The organism is Rhizobium sp. NZLR11 (assembly GCF_019685115.1).
Lineage (GTDB): Bacteria > Pseudomonadota > Alphaproteobacteria > Rhizobiales > Rhizobiaceae > Rhizobium.
Genome location: NZ_JABDWD010000015.1, coordinates 70923 through 87943, shown reverse-complemented (window position 1 = coordinate 87943; position 17021 = coordinate 70923). Strand labels below are relative to the sequence as shown.

The 17021-nt window shown below is 59.4% G+C and carries 21 protein-coding genes and 1 pseudogene; 10 read left to right on the top strand and 12 right to left on the bottom strand.

The genetic code is table 11. The annotated features are described in order from the left end of the window. Positions 1 to 204: 204 nt before the first annotated feature. The 4 genes from HJB83_RS23745 (at position 205) to HJB83_RS23730 (ending at position 3211) form a co-directional block, all read left to right on the top strand. Positions 205 to 978, top strand: a complete 774-nt coding sequence (locus HJB83_RS23745; RefSeq protein ID WP_207580740.1) for a transporter substrate-binding domain-containing protein — start codon at positions 205 to 207, stop codon at positions 976 to 978. A 113-nt stretch (positions 979 to 1091) separates the two neighbouring features. Further along, positions 1092 to 1898 carry an ABC transporter permease gene (locus tag HJB83_RS23740; RefSeq protein ID WP_221132899.1) on the top strand — a complete coding sequence of 269 codons (807 nt, stop codon included), beginning with the start codon at positions 1092 to 1094 and terminating at the stop codon, positions 1896 to 1898. Next, on the top strand, positions 1895 to 2725 hold the full coding sequence (locus HJB83_RS23735) for an ABC transporter permease (RefSeq protein ID WP_207580742.1): 831 nt from the start codon (positions 1895 to 1897) through the stop codon (positions 2723 to 2725). Before HJB83_RS23740 ends, HJB83_RS23735 begins: the two co-directional genes overlap by 4 nt. Positions 2726 to 2944: 219 nt before the next feature. Then, positions 2945 to 3211 carry an usg protein gene (locus HJB83_RS23730; protein ID WP_164015171.1) on the top strand — a complete coding sequence of 89 codons (267 nt, stop codon included), beginning with the start codon at positions 2945 to 2947 and terminating at the stop codon, positions 3209 to 3211. 18 nt (positions 3212 to 3229) lie between these two features. Here the strand turns inward: HJB83_RS23730 and HJB83_RS23725 are convergent, their stop codons facing one another. Then, complete coding sequence (locus tag HJB83_RS23725; RefSeq protein ID WP_207580743.1) at positions 3230 to 3955, bottom strand: DUF2270 domain-containing protein; 726 nt, start codon at positions 3953 to 3955, stop codon at positions 3230 to 3232. 114 nt (positions 3956 to 4069) lie between these two features. Between HJB83_RS23725 and HJB83_RS23720 the strand changes: the two genes are divergently transcribed. From HJB83_RS23720 to HJB83_RS23705, 4 genes are all read left to right on the top strand, one after another. Beyond that, entirely contained in the window at positions 4070 to 4888 is an 819-nt protein-coding gene (locus HJB83_RS23720; protein WP_221132898.1) for a class I SAM-dependent methyltransferase, read from the top strand. A 101-nt stretch (positions 4889 to 4989) separates the two neighbouring features. After that, positions 4990 to 5676 carry a glutathione S-transferase family protein gene (locus HJB83_RS23715; RefSeq protein WP_207580745.1) on the top strand — a complete coding sequence of 229 codons (687 nt, stop codon included), beginning with the start codon at positions 4990 to 4992 and terminating at the stop codon, positions 5674 to 5676. Then, positions 5673 to 6014, top strand: a complete 342-nt coding sequence (locus HJB83_RS23710; RefSeq protein WP_007629523.1) for a helix-turn-helix transcriptional regulator — start codon at positions 5673 to 5675, stop codon at positions 6012 to 6014. The genes HJB83_RS23715 and HJB83_RS23710 overlap by 4 nt, the downstream gene beginning before the upstream one ends. After that, complete coding sequence (locus HJB83_RS23705) at positions 6011 to 6487, top strand: SRPBCC family protein (protein ID WP_221117152.1); 477 nt, start codon at positions 6011 to 6013, stop codon at positions 6485 to 6487. The genes HJB83_RS23710 and HJB83_RS23705 overlap by 4 nt, the downstream gene beginning before the upstream one ends. A gap of 110 nt (positions 6488 to 6597) precedes the next feature. Here HJB83_RS23705 and HJB83_RS23700 read toward each other — a convergent pair whose 3' ends face one another. The 7 genes and pseudogenes from HJB83_RS23700 to HJB83_RS23670 form a co-directional block, all read right to left on the bottom strand. Beyond that, a complete protein-coding gene (locus HJB83_RS23700; RefSeq protein WP_207580747.1) occupies positions 6598 to 7053 on the bottom strand; it encodes a DUF1801 domain-containing protein in 456 nt (151 codons plus the stop codon). A 34-nt stretch (positions 7054 to 7087) separates the two neighbouring features. After that, complete coding sequence (locus tag HJB83_RS23695) at positions 7088 to 7558, bottom strand: DUF1801 domain-containing protein (protein ID WP_221117153.1); 471 nt, start codon at positions 7556 to 7558, stop codon at positions 7088 to 7090. Between the two features lies 1 nt (position 7559). Further along, positions 7560 to 7776, bottom strand: a pseudogene (locus HJB83_RS23690) (hypothetical protein); the annotation flags it as partial. Between the two features lie 43 nt (positions 7777 to 7819). Then, entirely contained in the window at positions 7820 to 8230 is a 411-nt protein-coding gene (locus tag HJB83_RS23685) for an SRPBCC domain-containing protein (protein WP_207580750.1), read from the bottom strand. Continuing rightward, positions 8227 to 8550, bottom strand: a complete 324-nt coding sequence (locus HJB83_RS23680) for a helix-turn-helix transcriptional regulator (protein ID WP_207580751.1) — start codon at positions 8548 to 8550, stop codon at positions 8227 to 8229. The genes HJB83_RS23685 and HJB83_RS23680 overlap by 4 nt, the downstream gene beginning before the upstream one ends. A gap of 366 nt (positions 8551 to 8916) precedes the next feature. Continuing rightward, complete coding sequence (gene ssuD / locus HJB83_RS23675; RefSeq protein ID WP_207580752.1) at positions 8917 to 10092, bottom strand: FMNH2-dependent alkanesulfonate monooxygenase; 1176 nt, start codon at positions 10090 to 10092, stop codon at positions 8917 to 8919. A gap of 351 nt (positions 10093 to 10443) precedes the next feature. Continuing rightward, positions 10444 to 10815, bottom strand: coding sequence for a hypothetical protein (locus tag HJB83_RS23670; protein ID WP_207580753.1), 372 nt, complete (start codon positions 10813 to 10815; stop codon positions 10444 to 10446). A 163-nt stretch (positions 10816 to 10978) separates the two neighbouring features. Here HJB83_RS23670 and HJB83_RS23665 point away from each other — a divergent pair, with 163 nt between their 5' ends. After that, positions 10979 to 11878 (top strand): NAD(P)-dependent oxidoreductase, encoded by a 900-nt coding sequence (locus HJB83_RS23665; protein WP_207580754.1) that lies wholly within the window; start codon positions 10979 to 10981, stop codon positions 11876 to 11878. 76 nt (positions 11879 to 11954) lie between these two features. After that, the gene (locus HJB83_RS23660) at positions 11955 to 12638 is read left to right on the top strand and encodes a DNA alkylation repair protein (RefSeq protein WP_207580755.1); all 684 of its coding nucleotides are present in this window, start codon (positions 11955 to 11957) and stop codon (positions 12636 to 12638) included. A 51-nt stretch (positions 12639 to 12689) separates the two neighbouring features. Here HJB83_RS23660 and HJB83_RS23655 read toward each other — a convergent pair whose 3' ends face one another. The 4 genes from HJB83_RS23655 to HJB83_RS23640 form a co-directional block, all read right to left on the bottom strand. Next, positions 12690 to 13586 carry a LysR substrate-binding domain-containing protein gene (locus tag HJB83_RS23655; protein ID WP_207580756.1) on the bottom strand — a complete coding sequence of 299 codons (897 nt, stop codon included), beginning with the start codon at positions 13584 to 13586 and terminating at the stop codon, positions 12690 to 12692. Between the two features lie 448 nt (positions 13587 to 14034). After that, positions 14035 to 15057 (bottom strand): porin, encoded by a 1023-nt coding sequence (locus HJB83_RS23650; protein ID WP_207580757.1) that lies wholly within the window; start codon positions 15055 to 15057, stop codon positions 14035 to 14037. A gap of 772 nt (positions 15058 to 15829) precedes the next feature. Continuing rightward, complete coding sequence (locus HJB83_RS23645) at positions 15830 to 16318, bottom strand: Lrp/AsnC family transcriptional regulator (RefSeq protein ID WP_007629545.1); 489 nt, start codon at positions 16316 to 16318, stop codon at positions 15830 to 15832. Between the two features lie 69 nt (positions 16319 to 16387). Further along, positions 16388 to 17020 carry a uracil-DNA glycosylase family protein gene (locus tag HJB83_RS23640; RefSeq protein ID WP_207580758.1) on the bottom strand — a complete coding sequence of 211 codons (633 nt, stop codon included), beginning with the start codon at positions 17018 to 17020 and terminating at the stop codon, positions 16388 to 16390. Position 17021: the final 1 nt, after the last annotated feature.

The window sequence follows — 17021 nt, the reverse complement described above, 5'->3', positions numbered from 1 at the left end:
AGCCGCGGATTAACCTCGCGTGAATGTTGCAGTCTGCCGGCGTTCATCTCGCCTGCTATTTGCACCGCCCAATTGCGATGGGATTTGTGTTGCAATTCCATCAAAAAAAGTCTGATTATCGCCGCAAGGCGGTCTAGGTACCGTTGAATTGCGGCCGTCAGCCCACGAGAAAAACAGCGGCGGCTACCAACAGAGAGGATCCTCATGCATATCTCCACCCGTATTTTCGCGGCAGCCTCGATCGCGGCGATGTCCCTTTTCGCTGGCTCGGCCATGGCCGATGGCGAAAAGTATGTGATCGGCACCGATTCGACCTATCCGCCCTTCGAGTTCGTCGATGCCAGCGGCACGATCCAGGGCTTCGACATCGACATCACCAAGGCGCTCTGCGCTGAGATGAAGGCTGAATGCTCCTTCGTCAGCACCGACTGGGACGGCATCATCCCGGCGCTCAACGCCAAGAAGTTCGACATGATCGTTTCCTCCATGTCGATCACCCCGGAGCGTCTGAAGCTCGTCGATTTCTCCAACAAGTACTACAACACCCCGCCAGCCATCGCCGTGCCGAAGGATTCGACGATTACTGACGTTGCCGGGCTCAAGGGCAAGGTGATCGGCGCGCAGACCTCCACGACGCACGCCAACTATGCCGAGAAGCATCTGGCCGACACCGAACTGAAGCTCTACCCCACCGCTGACGAATACAAGCTCGACGTCTCCAGCGGCCGTGTCGACGCCGTCATCGACGACGTCGTGGTTCTCTCCGAATGGGTCAAATCCGACGCCGGCGCCTGCTGCAAGATCTTGACGACTCTGCCGGTCGACAAGGAAATCAACGGCAACGGCGCCGGCATTGCCATCCGCAAGGGCGATCCGCTCAAGGAAAAACTGAACACGGCGATCGCTGCGATCCGCGCCAGCGGTGAGTACAAGAAGATCCAGGACAAGTACTTCGACTTCGACGTTTACGGCGAATAAGAAATTCGCTATCTGGCCAATCAAGGTAATGGCGGAAGGCTTGCTCTTCCGCCATTTTTGTTTGACAAAGATAGCAAGATCAAAACGGCAAAAGCCGTGAGGGGAATTATCGCATGGGCGGATTATTTTCCGCGCTCGGCTCCTTCTGGAGCTCACTTGTGCACATTTTCGATCCGTTATGCGGACCCGTTGGCATCTTCACCTGGCTAGGTCAGTCGACGATTCTTGCCTGTGGCGATACCGGCTGGGGCGACGAGATCGCGCTTGGCCTGCAGGTGACCGTTTCGGTGGCAATCGTCACCCTACCGATCGGCCTCGTCATCGGCTTCCTAGTGGCGCTCGGCCAGCAGTCGGAAGAAAAATCGCTTCGGCTGGCGGCCGGCATCTACACGACGATCTTCCGAGGCCTGCCGGAGCTTCTGACGCTCTTCATCATCTATTACGGCATGCAGATGCTGATCCAGTCTCTGCTGACCTTCGTCGGTTATGACGGGCCGCCGGTCGAGATCAACGCCTTCCTCGCCGGCGTCATCGCGCTTTCGGTGGTCTTCTCCGCCTACTGTTCGGAAGTATTGCTCTCAGCCTTTCGCGCCATTCCCAAGGGGCAGTATGAGGCAGGCGATGCGCTTGGACTGCATACCGGTCGCACGCTGCGCCTGATCATCCTGCCGCAGCTCGTGCGCATCGCGCTGCCGGGCCTGACGAACCTCTGGATGGTGCTCCTGAAGGACACCTCCTACGTCTCAATCATCAGTCTTGCCGATATCCTGCGCCAGACAAGTGTCGCCGTGCGCGTGACCAAAGAACCCTTCTTCTTCTATGGCCTGGCCTGCTGTCTCTATCTGGTGCTCGCCATTCTCTCCTCCTTTCTGCTCGTCTATGTCGAGCGGTGGGCCAGACGTTCGGAGATCCGCCGATGAGCTACGCCGAAACGCTGATCCCGCCGCAGCCCGCACCTCGCGAAGTGATGAAGCCGATGACGCCGGCGCGTATGGCCGGCTATATTTTTGTCGCCGTCTGGGCAGTATTCGGCGCGCTGCTGGTGATCTCCGTCGTCAACGGCTGGGATCCGGAAAAATTCACCCGCTACGGACCGCGCTATCTCCACGGTCTCGGGGTCACACTCAGCCTCGTTTTCATTTCCGTGATCTGCGGCGCAGTTCTGTCGCTGCCGCTTGCCGCAGCGCGCATGTCGAAGAACCGGTTGCTGAATGCGCTCGCCTACGGCTACATCTATTTCTTCCGCGGCACGCCGCTGCTTGCCCAGTTGTTCCTGGTTTATTACGGCCTCGGCGTTTTCCGGCCGCAGCTTGAAACCGTCGGTATCTGGTGGTTCTTCCGCGAAGCTTGGTATTGCGGCCTTTTTGCCATGACCATCAATACCGCGGCCTACCAGGCGGAAATCCTGCGCGGCGCCATCGAAAGCGTATCGCATGGCCAGCACGAGGCGGCCGCGGCCCTCGGCATCCACCGGTTCATCGCTTTCCGCAAGATCATTCTGCCGCAGGCTCTCATCGTCGCACTCCGCCCTTATGGCAACGAAATCATCCTGCTGATCAAGGGCTCGGCGGTCGTCGCCATCATCACCGTGCTCGACCTGATGGGCGAAACCCGCTACGCCTTCTCCCGCACCTTTGACTACCAGACCTATCTCTGGGCAGCGATCTTCTACCTCGTCATCGTCGAGGCGCTGCGCCATCTCTGGGCTTGGATCGAACGCCGCTTGACCCGGCATCTCAAGCGCTGATGCATGCCGCCCGAAGGTGTCTCACGGTTTTCAGACAACAGCGTGCATCAATGAGAACCGACGTGGCAGCACTCCCCACTATATGCTGCTAATCTATTGATATTAAAAATCAATTGTCCTTTTATGAAGTATCTGTAAAGCTTCCGTTAACCACTCGCATGTTTCCATATCACGTAGCGCTAATAAGCGCGCGAGTGGGAACGAGAAGAAGTGAACACGATGCACAAGGACATGGAAAAACAACTGAAGGGCTATGGTCTGACGACCGCCCAGATCCTCTACCACCTGCCGGATCATCCGGCGATCCTACAGACTTATGTCTGGCAGGATTATGATCTCGCCCCCGATTTTCCTGAAATGCGCGGCTTTCTGAAATTTTGGGAAGAAAAGCTCGACGGACCGCTGCATTCGGTGCGCTATGTCCACCGCAAGCTGATCTCGCCAACCGAGTGGCGGGCGCTGAAAGGAGAGTTCATCCTGCACTGATCCGGCCCCTACCCACCATCAGACATGTGCCTCGCCATGGCCGAATTCACCTTGGTCACGGACCGGGCGGAGCGCAAAGCAGAGGATGCTGAGGTAGAAGACGATGACGATGATGATGACCGCAAGGCCGGGAATAGGCCCCAGCACCGCATTATCGATGACATAGGTCCAGGACTGCGCCTGTAGCGCCGGCATGCCCTCCGTTTGCAATTTCGGCGTCGAGATCTTCAGGCACCAGGCGAGAAACAGGATAGAATACATCCAACCATAGTTCCGTTTGAGCCGGCGGTGCATCGCGTCCCAGTAGCTGAGCAGGAAACGCGGCTTGCGCAGGCTGCTGGCGATCACCGAGGCCCATTCTCTGCCGACCCCCGCCTCCGGCGCCAAAATCTGCGCGAAATAGCAGCGCTCGATCTGGCGAATGCGGGCTCGGTAGATGTCGAAGAAGCGGTAGCGCCGCGCTTCGATGATCAGAAGCAGCGTCACCAGCATCATCCCGAACAGCAGCACGCCGTGATGCGAGGTCGGCGTCGACAGCGACACCGAAAGCAGCGCCGCGACCACGGTGATCGCCCAGTTGGACGTTCGGTCGATACGGTCGCGCCAACTCGTCATCCGCCCGAGTTCACCGCGGTAATAATGGCTAAGCGTGTTGGTGATCTCGCCTGGCGTGCCAGGCAGCAGCAATGCCCGTGCAGCCTCCCCTTCAGGTAGCAATGACGGCCGTTCTTGCTCCGATTTCATCGGTATTCCTCCCTTCGTCTTCTTTGCGCCCATTCTGCGCTCGCAGCAGCGCCATTGCAAAACTTCGAAAGCCGCCTTAGACGCATGCCTGAAACAAAAGGACGATGGACCGCGATGGCAAAGAAGATCGACGAAGAAGCCCTTGGCGAGGCCTATAACCGCGCTCTGGCGCTGGAAAAGGCCGGCGATGTCGACGCGGCGGTGGCAGCCTATGAGGAAGTCCTGGCAATCGATCCCGACGATCACGGCGGTGCCGCCGTGCGCATCGCCGCCATGGGCCGCGGCGAAACTCCTGCCAGGGCGCCTGACGCCTATGTCGAAACCCTGTTCGACCAGCATGCCGAGGTTTTCGAGGACGTACTTGTCGAGCAGCTCGGCTATCACGTGCCGATGCTGGTGCGCCAGCGCCTGCAGGCGCTGAAGCTCGGACCGTTCAAGCGGCTGCTCGATCTCGGCTGCGGCACGGGCCTGACCGGCGGCGCACTGCGCGACCTCTGCGCCGACATGACCGGCATCGACCTATCGGAGAAGATGGTCGAGATTGCCCATGAGAAGGATCTCTACGAAACGCTCTTCGTCGCCGAGGTCGAAGATTTCCTCGACGACAACGACGAGGACGCCTTCGACATCATCACAGCCACCGACGTACTGCCCTATCTCGGCGCACTCGAACCGCTGTTCTTCGGCGCCGCCGAGAACCTGACGTCGGGCGGCCTGTTCATCTTCTCCTCGGAAACCGTGCCGGACGCCACTCTCGCTGGCCGCGCCTACATGGTCGGTCCGCATCAGCGCTTCGCCCATGCCGACGCCTATGTGAAAGAACGCCTGGCGGCCACCGGTTTCGAACTCGTCGAGAGTTCGGATATCAACGTGCGCATGGAAGACGGCCAGCCGACACCCGGCCATTTGGTGGTCGCAAGATATATTGGCTGACGGCGATACTTGCGCGATTGGCAAACTATCTGTTGTGCTATGCCGGCCGACCTGATACTTAGTCGAACGGTAAAGTTTATCACAACAGGAAAGGTCGCCGCATGTCGCTCGTGTTCTATGGGCATCCGCTCGCCTCCTTCTGCCACAAGGTGCTGATCGCGCTTTACGAAAACGGCACACCCTTCGAAAATCGTCTCGTCGATCTGTCCGACGAGAGCTCGCGTTCCGATCTCTTCCGCTTCTGGCCGATCGGCAAGATGCCGCTGCTGCGGGACGAGGCGCGCGACAGCACCATTCCCGAGACGTCGATCATCATCGAATATCTCGAGCACTATTATCCTGGCCCCGTTCGCCTGCTGCCGCTTGAGATCGACCGGGCGCTGCAGGTCCGCCTCTGGGATCGATTCTTCGACCATTATGTCCAGGCGCCGATGCAGGCGCTCGTCAGCAATCGCCGGCGCCCCGAGGGCACGGCTGATGAAATCGAGGTGACCGCCGCCAAGGCGACACTCGCCACTGCCTATGCGATGATCGAAAAGCAGCTCGCCGACAAACAATGGATAGCGGGCGACGGCTTCACCATGGCCGATTGCGCCGCAGCCCCGTCGCTCTTCTATGCCGAGACGCTGGTTCCGTTTTCAGCGGAGCAGCCGAACCTTCGCGCCTATTACGATCGGCTGCTGACGCGCCCCTCCTTTGCACGGGCACTGGACGAGGCCCGCCCCTACTTCAAGTTCTACCCCTATAAAGAGCGGTTGCCCGCCCGCTTCCGGGATGCCGCTGGATGATCGAAAGCCAGGCCGATCTCGACCGCATGTTCCACGCGCTATCCGACCGCAGCCGGCGCGGCATGATCGATCGCCTCGGCCGTGGCCCGGCTTCGGTCACCGAGCTGGCCGCGCCGCTCGCGGTGGCCTTGCCGACGGTAATGAAACATCTGCAGGTGCTGGAGCATAGTGGCCTCGTGCTCTCGGAGAAATCCGGCCGGGTTCGAACCTACCGCCTGCAGCAGGATGCGCTTGCCACCGTCGAGCGCTGGGTGGAACAGCGAAAGAGCCGCTGGACGACTACCTTCGATAGGCTGGATCAATTTCTCGCCGAAGAACCGGAGAGCTTTTCCGAATGACGACACGATCTGCCGAACATGCCACCCTCGTCATCGAGCGCCGCCTGAAAGCACCGGTCGGCCGTGTCTTCCGCGCCTGGTCGACGCCGGAGGCAAAGCGTCAATGGTTCGCCTGCCACGGCGAATGGGTTCCGCTGGATTACAGGCTCGATTTCCGTCCCGGCGGTACCGAGCGAAACCATGTCGCCGATACGGACGGGCTCCTGCACGCTTTTGACGCCCATTACATCGATATCGTGCCTGACACCCGTATCATCTATGCCTATGAGATGAAGCTCGGCGAAAGGCGCATCTCCGCCTCGCTCGCCACAATCACCTTCGAAGCTGAACCCCACGGCACGAAAATGGTCTTCACCGAGCAGGTAGTCTTCCTCGACGGCTACGCCGACAACGGCGCCCGCCTCCAGGGCACGGAGATCGGCCTCGACAATCTCGAACTCTTTCTCGAGCGCGAGGCGAACCCGATCCATTAAAGCGCGTCGCGATCTTTCAGATTCGCTCTTCGCGCTTTAGGTCTTTGTTTTTACGCTGTCGCTATCGCTAAACTGCTGCACACTTTTGCGCGAAATGCTTTAGCGAAACCTCATGTTCCGCTTGATTTCTTCCGCGACACGGCAGTCTTTGATAACGTGTTCAGCGCTGCGGCGGCACGAACGAGCGCCTTCAGCGCCTCCTCGTCGATCGTGTCGCCTTGATGGAAATCGATGGCGCGCCGGGTGTTGCCTTCGAGGCTGGAGTTGAACAGTCCCGTGGGATCCTCCAGCGAGGCGCCCTTGGCGAAGGTCAGTTTCACCACGCTCTTGTAAGTTTCGCCGGTGCAGATGATCCCGGCGCGCTCCCATACCGGAACTCCTCGCCACTTCCATTCCTCAAGCACCTCGGGCACGGCCTGCTTGATCAGCATTCGGACCTGGGCAAGCTTCTCGCCCCGCCAGTCTCCCAGTTCCTCGATCCTCGCATCGATCAACTGAGAGGGGGACGTTTCCTCGCTTGCTTCCCCGGAATCGCTTTTCTTCATGGTTGCTGACGCTTTCTTCATGGTTCCTCCCACCCGTCGTTCGAGTGCTATTTGTTTACATCCGTTCGCCGGGCAAGCGGCTGGCCTGCTCCACCCAGGCGGCAAGCTGGGCTTCGTCGATTTCGTCCTCCTCGCGGATATCGAGGTAGCGCACTTCCTTCTGCTTGGAATGGCCGGGCGGCAGAGGATGCAGCGACGTACCCCGGAAAAAGGCCACCTTGACGTATTTGGCGAAGCAGTGAACGCTGAGAAACCAGCCCCGCTCTTCGATGCCATAGAGAGGCGAGTTCCATTTGACCGCCTTGTTCACACCCGGCACAGTGTGCGTGATCAGCGCGTCGAGACGGCGTCCGACGGCGCTTTTCCAGTCCGGAATGGCAGCGATATAGGCCTGCACAGGAGCATCGCCATAACCCTTGGCGATCTGCGGGTTGCCTCCCGAGAGGAGCTTCGGCTCCGCCGCAGCCGGCTGAGTGGCTGTCTTCTTTCTGATCTTCGCTGCGGTATTGGAAGTCTTGCCGGCCATTGCCTTCACTCCTACCTGCCGCGCCATCTGGCAGCATAAGGCAGCATGAACAGGTAAAGACCGGTCAGCAATAGCAGGCCAAGCGGCAGCAGCGCCAAGAGGCCTACCCAGACGATCGATTTCTCCTGGACCATCGCGACGATATTGAGAATGACCGCCATGGTAAAGGCAACGGACAGCCAGCGGTGGGTCTGCCGCAACCAGTTGTTCCATTTCAATGGCACCTCCCGCGTTTAAGATCAGCCCCGGCGATGAGCGGCCTTACTCCGTCCGCGCCAGCACCTGCTCCAGATTTGCGAAGAACTGTGTCCACCCGCTCCTGGCGCCCTGAAAAGCCTGCCGCTGATCCGGCCGGAACCCCGACTGCTCCATGCGCAGGTGCGTGCCCGTGCCGGTCGGAGTGAGAGTCCAGGTAACGGTGCTTTCGAGACCATAGGCATCCCAGCTGTAGGACAGGGTCTTGTTCGGCTCGACTTCCAGGACCTTACAGTCGACGGAACCCCAATCTGCGCTGAACTTGAAGCGGTGGTCGGCGACCGGCTTGAAGTCGCTCTTCATCAGCCATTCCTGGATCAGGTGCGGCTGGGTCAGCGCCCGCCAGATCTTCTCCGAGGGAAATGGGATTTCCCTTTCGATGACGACTGCGCGTGTTTCGGTCGATGTGTCGGTCATTGATCCATCCTTTTCAGCAAATCTTCGAGATCATTGAAGCGGCTTTGCCAGAACCCGGCCATCTCACTCGTCCAGTCGACCAGTGGTGCCAGCGCGCCCAGCTGCGCGCTGTAATGCGTCTGGCGCCCTTCGTGGCGGTCGCGCACCAATCCAGCCTGCTTTAGTATGCCGAGATGTTTTGAGACGACCGGCTGAGAAACCCCGGCCCGAGCCGTCAGAGCCCCGACCGTCTTCTCTCCTTCGCGGCACAGCCGCTCGAAAAGAGCCCGCCGTGTCGGATCAGCGAGCGTTTTGAAGAGCGCGTCTTGAGCATCGGACATTCGAATTCATACCTATTCAGCTATGGATTCATTCATAGCCAATGAGGCATGCGTGAGTCAAGAGGCAAACGACGAGCGAAAAGAATTAGCAGGCCTAGCCGATGTGGATAAGCCGGCGGACACGACGTTCGGGAAGACTGTGAGGAAATGAAGCATATCTCACTGGCTATAAATCAACGCGTTTCGCTGGATTATGCGCCCCAGGACGATTTCGGCAGGATGGCGCCAAGGTCTCAAACAATGACAATCATCAATACCGAGGATTACGCGATCTGCCGCTCCGAACCGGGCATGGCCGCACTCAACAAAACGCCGAAAGCCACGGGGCGGCTTCCGGCGATATCCTGTTCGGCGTCGCGTCGGAACTCAGGAACCGGAGACGACCTTCAGGTTGCCGCCGTGGCTGCCGCCTGTAAAGACCTGCTTGCCGCCGAATTCGTTATTGAACGCCAGGCGCTGCTGCGCGCGGGTGATGCCGAGCTCGGGGAAGAGCAGCTCGGCGACACGATAGGCTTCCTCCAGATGCGGGTAACCGGAGCCGATCACCGTATCGATGCCGATCTCCTGATATTCGGCAAGGCGCGCGGCAACCGTCTTCGGCGACCCCACAAGCGCGGTGCCGGCACCAGCCCGCACCAGGCCGACACCGGCCCAGAGGTTCGGCGAGACCTCGAGCTTGTCGCGCCGGCCGCTGTGAAGGGCGGCCATACGCTTCTGACCGACCGAGTCGGACTCGTGAACGAAGCGCTCCTGCGCCTCGCGGATCGTATCGTCGTCGAGATGGCGGATCAGCCGCTCCGCCGCCTCCCATGCCTCCTCGTCGGTCTCGCGCACGATGAAGTGCAGGCGGATGCCGAAGGTCACCTCGCGGCCGCGCTCGGCGGCGGCCTTGCGCACCTTGGCGATCTTTTCGGCCACCTGTGCCGGCGGCTCGCCCCAGGTCAGATATTTGTCGACGCGGCCGACCGAGAAATCGATGCCGGCATCCGATGAACCGCCAAAATAAAGCGGCGGACGCGGGTTCTGCACTGAGGGAAAGCCGAGGCGCGCATTTGTCGCCTTAATGTATTTGCCGTCAAAGCTCGCCGTGCCCTTATCCAGCAGTTCCTCGAAGACCGTGAAGAACTCCTCCGCATGGGCATATCGCTCGTCATGTTCGAGATGGATGCCGTCACCGGCAAGCTCGGCCGGACTGCCGCCCACGACGATGTTGAGCAGCAGGCGGCCGTTGGAGATGCGATCGAGCGTCGTCGCAAGTCGCGCGTAATAAGCCGGCGATGCCGTGCCGGGGCGGACCGCCACCAGGAACTGCAGCTTCTCGGTCTTGGCCGCGAGAGCCGCCGCCGTCACGAAGGATTCTTCGCAGGCAACGCCTGTCGGCAGCAGCACGCCGGAATAGCCGAGCCGGTCGACAGCCTGGGCGATCTGCGTGAGATAGCCGATCTCGGGCGCGCGGTTGAGATCGGAGGAACCGAGATAGGTGCCGTCGCCCGATGTCGGGATGAACCAAAGGAAATTGATGGGATCGGATGTGGCGGTCATGGAAACAATCCTTTGCTGCTAAATTCGAAAATCAGCTCGCGCGGTCAAGCTGGGCCCTGGCAGGCGACGACATACGGACGTGCCTGCGCATCGCAGCCGCACGGATGCTTGGGAGGATCATGGCGGCGGGAAGAATTCCGGGGCTTCGTCTGCGCGTGAACATCTGAATATCCTGTCGATCGATGGCGGCCGGCCGGATGCCGTCAATGGTCGCCGTCGATCGCCAGGATACTGGCATAGACTACAAATTATATCGACAATATCAATTTCGCATTGTCATCCGCTTCGGGGAATAATTTTTCCCGTTCAGGCGCTCGTCGACACGGGCCTGCTGATACCGGCCTTCTTCCGCTACCCCTCCCGACGTTCGGCGGCCAGCCGCTCGCGGAGAAAACCGGCCCCACCTGCAAGGCGCGTCGCCAGCAGGCTAGCCGGATCGACCATGCGCCAATAGGGCGTGACCGTCGAAACCGCCTCGCCCTTTTGCAGCGCGTGGAAAGACAGATCGGCGATCGCGCGCAGATGCCGCTGAACGGTGACCGGACAACAGGCGTCCGCCCCGTATTGGGTAGCGAGACGGCGGCGAAGGACGCCAAGCTCGGTGAAAACACCTTCCTGTGCCAACCGAATTTGCGCTGCGACCATCTGCTGCGATGGAATCAGCGTCGCCTGCATTCCACTGCGGCCTTTGCGCCGCGGCTTGATCGTCGGAATTTCGCTCATGTCACCCCCCCGGAACATTTTGCCTGATCCCCATCTAGGGCCTAGGCGAGCGGCGACCAGCCTCCTATGCGTCTATCGGAAGGAACTCCGTCTTCACGGCTTTTCTGCTCCCCCCGTTTCGGTTAATCCTCGGGGCCTCGCACACCCGATAAGGACAGGACATATGGCTAAAGTCGCATTCATCGGTCTCGGCGTCATGGGCTTTCCCATGGCAGGGCATCTGAAGACGAAGGGCGGCCACGATGTCACCGTCTACAATCGAACAGTCGAAAAGGCCGTCGCCTGGGCCGAGAAATTCTCCGGCAAATCCGCTCCCACCCCGGCTGAGGCTGCAGCAGGCGCCGATTTCGTCTTCGTCTGCGTCGGCAATGACGAAGATCTCCGATCGGTGACATCTGGCGAAAACGGCGCCCTGCACGGCATGAAGCCGGGTTCGGTGCTGATCGACAACACCACCGCCAGCGCCGAAGTCGCTCGCGAACTTTATGCCGTGGCAAAGGAAAAAGGCGTCGATTTCATCGACGCTCCCGTCTCCGGCGGCCAGGCCGGCGCTGAAAACGGCGCCCTCACCGTCATGTGCGGTGGCGACGAGGCCGTCTTCGAACGCGCCAGGCCCGTCATCGACGCCTATGCCCGCATGGTCGGTCTGATGGGGCCGGCAGGTTCAGGCCAACTGACCAAGATGGTCAACCAGATCTGCATCGCCGGCCTCGTCCAGGGACTTGCCGAAGCACTGCATTTCGGCAAGCGCGCCGGCCTTGATATTGAAAAGGTCGTCGAGGTTATCTCCAAGGGGGCGGCCGGCTCCTGGCAGATGGAAAACCGCCACAAGACCATGAACGCAGGCAAATATGATTTCGGCTTCGCGGTCGACTGGATGCGCAAGGATCTCGGCATCGTGCTCACCGAAGCGCGCCGCAACGGCGCCAAGCTGCCTGTCACTGCCGTGGTCGACCAATTCTACGGCGACGTACAGGCGATGGGCGGCAATCGCTGGGATACATCCTCGTTGCTCGCCCGCCTGGAACAGGATGATTTTAGTCCCGGTCGGACTAAAATCTGAATCTCGTTCTAAATTGAAGGGACAGGTGCATGATGCCGAAAACCGCTCACACTTTTCGGCATCATCCTGTAGAAAAATGATCACGCCCGCCTCCGACGCAGCCGAACTGATCGCGCATCTCGAAAAGCTGCGTTCGGAGGAAAATATCGCCGGCATGGCGCGCTTCGGCATTGTCACGAACCGCGCCCTCGGCATATCCAATCCCGATATCAAGGTGGTCGCCAGACTGGCGAAGAAGGATCAAGTCCGGGCAGTTCAGCTCTGGCGAAGCGATATCCGTGAAGCCCGCCTGCTCGCCCTGTACACCGCCGAGCCGAAGCGGCTGACGGCAAACAAAGCCCGGAATTGGGCCAATGATTTCAATTCCTGGGAGATCGTCGATTGCCCCGCCGATCTCTTCATCGAGGCCGCGCTGGACGAGCTCATCCCAGAATTCGCCGACGACGAGCGCGAATTTGTCAAGCGCACTGCCTTCGCCATGATTGCCGGCGCAGCCGTCCATTGCAAAAAGGAGCCCGACGCCACCATCCTTGCCTGGCTGCCGCTGATCAAGGCTCATTCCGGCGACCCTCGAAACTTCGTCCGCAAGGCGGTCAACTGGGCGCTTCGCAGCATCGGAAAGCGCAATCTCGCCTGCCATGCACCGGCGCTGGCCCTCGCAAGAGCCTTGGCCGAAAGCTCTGATAAAACCGCTCGCTGGATCGGCAAGGATGCCAACAGGGAACTGGCCGGCGAAAAGCTGCTGGCACGGCTGCGATAAAGCGGATGCCGGCTTCAAACCTGAAGCCCCTTCTTGGTCAATGCTGCTTCATCAATGCTGCCGGGATTTTTCGACCAGGAAATCGATCAGCACCCGCACAGCCGGCGGCATGCCCTTCGCGGTCGTGAAGACGATATAGAACTGGCTCTCCTCCGACTGCCATTCCGGCAGCACTCGCACCAGCTTGCCAGCCTGGAGATCGGCCTCGCAGGCACTTTCGAGCAAAAGCCCGAAGCCGAGGCCGGCACGGGCCGCATCGAGGATGGCGGTCATGCTCCGACAGGTCAGCCGCGGCTGATGCCGAATCACCTGTCTGGCGTCATCTGGACCGATCAATTCCCAGGTGTGGAACGACACCCATGACGTCATTGCCAGCGTCGGAAGCTCGGCGAGCTCGTCCACACAATTCAAGCAGCCGGTGCGCTCGACCAGCGAGGGACTTGCGACGAGAATACGCCGCGCCCGGTCAAGCTTGCGCATCGTCAGGCTCGTCTGCGTCTCCGGCTCGTTGGTCGCCCTCACCTCAAGATCGATCCGTTCGTTGATGAGGTCAGCGCGCCGGTCGGAGCCGATGATCTGCAGCTTGATCTTCGGATAGCGCTCCAGGAATTCAGGCAGGATTCCGCCGACCGAAATGTCGACGAGACCGAGAGGGCAGCCCATCCGCACCACGCCTTGCGGGTCGGATTGAGCCTCGCTGACGATTGATTTGGCGCGGTCGGCCTCCTGCAAGATGGTCTGGCATCTTTCGTAGAAAGCCTGGCCGATCTCTGTCACCCGGAAGTGACGAGTCGAGCGTTCTATAAGCCTTGCGCCAAGCCCGTCCTCAAGGCGGCTGACCCGCCTGCTCAACTTCGATCGCGGTATCTTCAGATCGCGACTTGCAGAAGCGAAGCCGCCGCTGGAGACGACAGCGGCGAAATAATAGTAGTCGTTGAGATCGTCCATACAAGCTGCCCGAGAGAAGGAAATGAATGCCAGCCCCCTGCAAGGGGTTGTATCGTCTCTCCAACAAAGCTGTAATCACATTGTCGGCATTGGACTTTCTTTTCACGACCTGTTGCGGCCAAGCCTGGCGAGGCCGACTACGAGAAAGGACCAATAGCTCCCTTACGGTGATGCTATCGATCAATCCAGCTCGCTTGAAAATTGAAAAAGGGAGTGCCTCGAGAGACGGTCCACGCAAGAAGCCGGCGTGCAATACGCAACATCCGCTCCGGTTCACCTGAAAAGGCTGTGCTGAAAGACTGCCTTGAAGACTGCACGTCAAAAACGCTGCAAGGACGGCCCGGCAGGGAAGACCGGACCCGTCCCCGTAGCTGATCGGAGGTCACTCGGATCAGAAACTGATTTGAAGTGCCCCCGGCCCGAAGGCCGGGAGCATTCACTAAGTTGATTAGAACGAACGCTGCAGACGGAAGTAGCCCGTCGTGGAGTCGTCGCCATCATCCGGATCGAGGTACTGAACCGAAGCCTTGGCGTAGAAGTTGTCGACGATCTGGTAATCAACTGTCAGACCGACTTTCCAAGCATCGCCGAGACCGTCGAAGTCATCCGGAACGGCCTTGTCGCCACCGAAGTAGTTGCCGTAGTACTGAACGGCCGGGGTGATCTTCAGCTTGTCGGTTGCCTTGATGGCGTATTCGGCTGCAATAGCCCATTCAGCCGAGGAGTAGTAGGAGTTTGGTCCGGAAGAGTATACGCCAGCGAGGCCGAGCGTGCCGGGGCCGATTTCAACCGTACCCATAGCGCGGATTGCGCCGTCTTCGTTGTCGAAGTCCCAGCCGCCAGTGACCTGGTAGCTGAAGGCACCAGCCGTGCCGCCGACGCCGAAGGCAACGCCAACGTTGTTTGCTTCTTCGTCGCCCTTGTAAACGCCGTCTTCCAGTTCGTCGACGCTGAGGCCAGCGTAGAAGGTGCCGCTTTCATACTGATAGCGCATGGAGTTGTGGAGCGTTACAACCGAACCGATGTCGTCGGTTTCGCCGGAGAGGCCATCGTCCCACCAGCTGTAGAAGAGACCAGCGCGGAAGCCCGCGATGTCGAGGTAAGCGGAGTCGAGAATAGCGTCCTGATCGGTGGCGTTGTCAGCATTGAACTGCATGACGATGACGCCGGTCAGCGGACCATACTCGGTATCGCTCTTGGCCGTGAACTGAACCTGACCGCGGGTAACCGCATCCCAGTCAGAATCGCCGCCGACATCTTCGCCAACGTTGACCTGGAAACGGATGTAGCCTTCGATCTTGAGGCAGGTTTCGGTGCCCGGGATGTAGAAGTAGCCGGTGCCGTAAGCGTCGCAGACGCGAACGTATTCAACCGGTTCCGGCTCAGCAGCAACGATAGCGTCAGCTGCAAGAACCGGCGTCGATGCAGCAAATGCTGCTGCTGATGCAAGCAAAACCATTCTGATGTTCATTTACCAATCCATTCCTTTGTCGATCGGGGCTGGCTTCCAATCGGATAGTCGATTTGAAGCCGGCCCAGTTTGAACAGCCATCTCGGCGTGCGGATCGATCGAACCGCCAAACCGTCATCACATACAAGGCCCTATCAAGCAATTCTCGATACATGCAGGATGGGGCCCCGACAGTAACTTTCACCGGCGACGTGATTTTTATACAACAATTTCAATTATTTAGGCCAAACACACGCCAAACGGCTCCGCGACGGAAATCCTCCATCGCAAGCCGCAAACACTACGCCCCATTTTGTCAAATTCTCCACCATCCGACCCCCGTCGAACATACTGGTGAAGCGCACAAACTCTACCGCCGGCTAATGGACAGATACAAGGCAGCGGTTTAGAACATGGTGTCCTGAATTCGATTCCAATGAGACAAAATGATGACATGGCGCTCATTGGTTCCATGCAACATACCCCCGTATTCCTTACCAGGCTATGTATTTCGAGAACCTTGGCGCAATTCGAGCGTTTTTTCGCTATTTTTCGGGATTTTCTGCAATCGGGTCACAATCTGCTGAGAGCTTTGCCTTTCGGCTCAGTCACTCTTTTCGTGGTCGGATTGTCTCTGCAGCCTCAATCCAAGGGGAATGGGGCTCACGTGCGGCCGCAGTCTGCAAACCATCTTAGTGGGTTTAGATGATTGCCTCGGGCGCCCGCAGGCCACATCTCGAATCAACCTTATTGGGTAGTCTCCCGTGCGATCGCAGATCACACGGGGAGAGCTTCAATCCTCGTTGGATTTGGCATTATCGAGAAGCATATAGTCGAGCGGCAACTGCGTCGAATACTTGATCTGCTCCATCGCGAAGGCGGAGGAGACGTCGCGAATCTCGATCTTGGCGATCATCCGCTTATAAAAAGCGTCATAGGCTGCGATATCGGGCACCACGACTCGCAAGAGATAGTCGACATCGCCGCTCATCCGGTAGAATTCGACTACTTCGGGGAACTCGGCGACCACCTCGGAAAAGCGCCGCAGCCATTCGATCGAATGGGTGGCGGTGCGAATCGACACGAAGACGGTGACCTTGGTGTTGACCTTCTCCGGATCAAGGATGGCGACCCGGCGCTTGATGACGCCGTCTTCTTCCATTTTCTGAATGCGCCGCCAGCATGGGGTCGTCGAAAGTCCGACTTTTTTGGCGAGATCGGCCACGGCAAGCGTCGAATCTTCTTGCAGCAGACGCAGTATTTTTCGGTCGAGGCGGTCCATGCGCACAACAGTCCTTTCGAATTATTTTCTTTGTATAACTCGATTCCGCGCGACGAAAAGAATTTTGTTTCAGGAAAGCAGCATTTTCGTTCGATCCTGTAGGATCGGGAGCAATTCTTTCTCGAACCACGGATTGCGCTTCAGCCAGCCGCTGTTGCGCCAGCTGGGATGTGGCAACGGCAGCACCGCCGGCAACCGGTTGGACAGAAGACTGTTACGCCACGCCCGCACCGTCTCGGTCATATTGCCCTGTCTTTCGCCGGCCATATGCCAAGCCTGGGCATATTGGCCGATGACCAGCACCAGTTCGATCTGCGGCATCGCCGAAATCACCCTTCGCCGCCAGAACGGCGCGCATTCGCGACGCGGCGGCAGATCCCCGCCTTTGTCGTCATAGCCGGGAAAGCAGAAGCCCATGGGCACGATGGCGAATCGGTCTCGGTCGTAGAAGCTTGCCCTGTCAACGCCGAGCCATGAACGCAACCGGTCGCCCGAAGCATCGTCGAACGGCAAGCCGCTCTCATGGACCCGAAGCCCGGGCGCCTGCCCGGCGATCAGGATTCGCGCGCTCGATGAGATCACCGCCACCGGCCGCGGCTCGTGCGGCAGCCGATATTCGAGGCCTTTCGCCGGCGTGTCACGACAGATGCGGCAGGAAGCTATCTCCCGCCGCAATGTCTCCAGCTCGGCTTCGTCGGTCATG

Coding starts and splice junctions, on each gene's coding strand:
- HJB83_RS23745 (WP_207580740.1), top strand. CDS start 205: ATGCATATCTCCACCCGTATTTTCGCGGCAGCCTCGATCGCGGCGATG.
- HJB83_RS23740 (WP_221132899.1), top strand. CDS start 1,092: ATGGGCGGATTATTTTCCGCGCTCGGCTCCTTCTGGAGCTCACTTGTG.
- HJB83_RS23735 (WP_207580742.1), top strand. CDS start 1,895: ATGAGCTACGCCGAAACGCTGATCCCGCCGCAGCCCGCACCTCGCGAA.
- HJB83_RS23730 (WP_164015171.1), top strand. CDS start 2,945: ATGCACAAGGACATGGAAAAACAACTGAAGGGCTATGGTCTGACGACC.
- HJB83_RS23725 (WP_207580743.1), bottom strand. CDS start 3,955: ATGAAATCGGAGCAAGAACGGCCGTCATTGCTACCTGAAGGGGAGGCT.
- HJB83_RS23720 (WP_221132898.1), top strand. CDS start 4,070: ATGGCAAAGAAGATCGACGAAGAAGCCCTTGGCGAGGCCTATAACCGC.
- HJB83_RS23715 (WP_207580745.1), top strand. CDS start 4,990: ATGTCGCTCGTGTTCTATGGGCATCCGCTCGCCTCCTTCTGCCACAAG.
- HJB83_RS23710 (WP_007629523.1), top strand. CDS start 5,673: ATGATCGAAAGCCAGGCCGATCTCGACCGCATGTTCCACGCGCTATCC.
- HJB83_RS23705 (WP_221117152.1), top strand. CDS start 6,011: ATGACGACACGATCTGCCGAACATGCCACCCTCGTCATCGAGCGCCGC.
- HJB83_RS23700 (WP_207580747.1), bottom strand. CDS start 7,053: ATGAAGAAAGCGTCAGCAACCATGAAGAAAAGCGATTCCGGGGAAGCA.
- HJB83_RS23695 (WP_221117153.1), bottom strand. CDS start 7,558: ATGGCCGGCAAGACTTCCAATACCGCAGCGAAGATCAGAAAGAAGACA.
- HJB83_RS23685 (WP_207580750.1), bottom strand. CDS start 8,230: ATGACCGACACATCGACCGAAACACGCGCAGTCGTCATCGAAAGGGAA.
- HJB83_RS23680 (WP_207580751.1), bottom strand. CDS start 8,550: ATGTCCGATGCTCAAGACGCGCTCTTCAAAACGCTCGCTGATCCGACA.
- ssuD (WP_207580752.1), bottom strand. CDS start 10,092: ATGACCGCCACATCCGATCCCATCAATTTCCTTTGGTTCATCCCGACA.
- HJB83_RS23670 (WP_207580753.1), bottom strand. CDS start 10,815: ATGAGCGAAATTCCGACGATCAAGCCGCGGCGCAAAGGCCGCAGTGGA.
- HJB83_RS23665 (WP_207580754.1), top strand. CDS start 10,979: ATGGCTAAAGTCGCATTCATCGGTCTCGGCGTCATGGGCTTTCCCATG.
- HJB83_RS23660 (WP_207580755.1), top strand. CDS start 11,955: ATGATCACGCCCGCCTCCGACGCAGCCGAACTGATCGCGCATCTCGAA.
- HJB83_RS23655 (WP_207580756.1), bottom strand. CDS start 13,586: ATGGACGATCTCAACGACTACTATTATTTCGCCGCTGTCGTCTCCAGC.
- HJB83_RS23650 (WP_207580757.1), bottom strand. CDS start 15,057: ATGAACATCAGAATGGTTTTGCTTGCATCAGCAGCAGCATTTGCTGCA.
- HJB83_RS23645 (WP_007629545.1), bottom strand. CDS start 16,318: ATGGACCGCCTCGACCGAAAAATACTGCGTCTGCTGCAAGAAGATTCG.
- HJB83_RS23640 (WP_207580758.1), bottom strand. CDS start 17,020: ATGACCGACGAAGCCGAGCTGGAGACATTGCGGCGGGAGATAGCTTCC.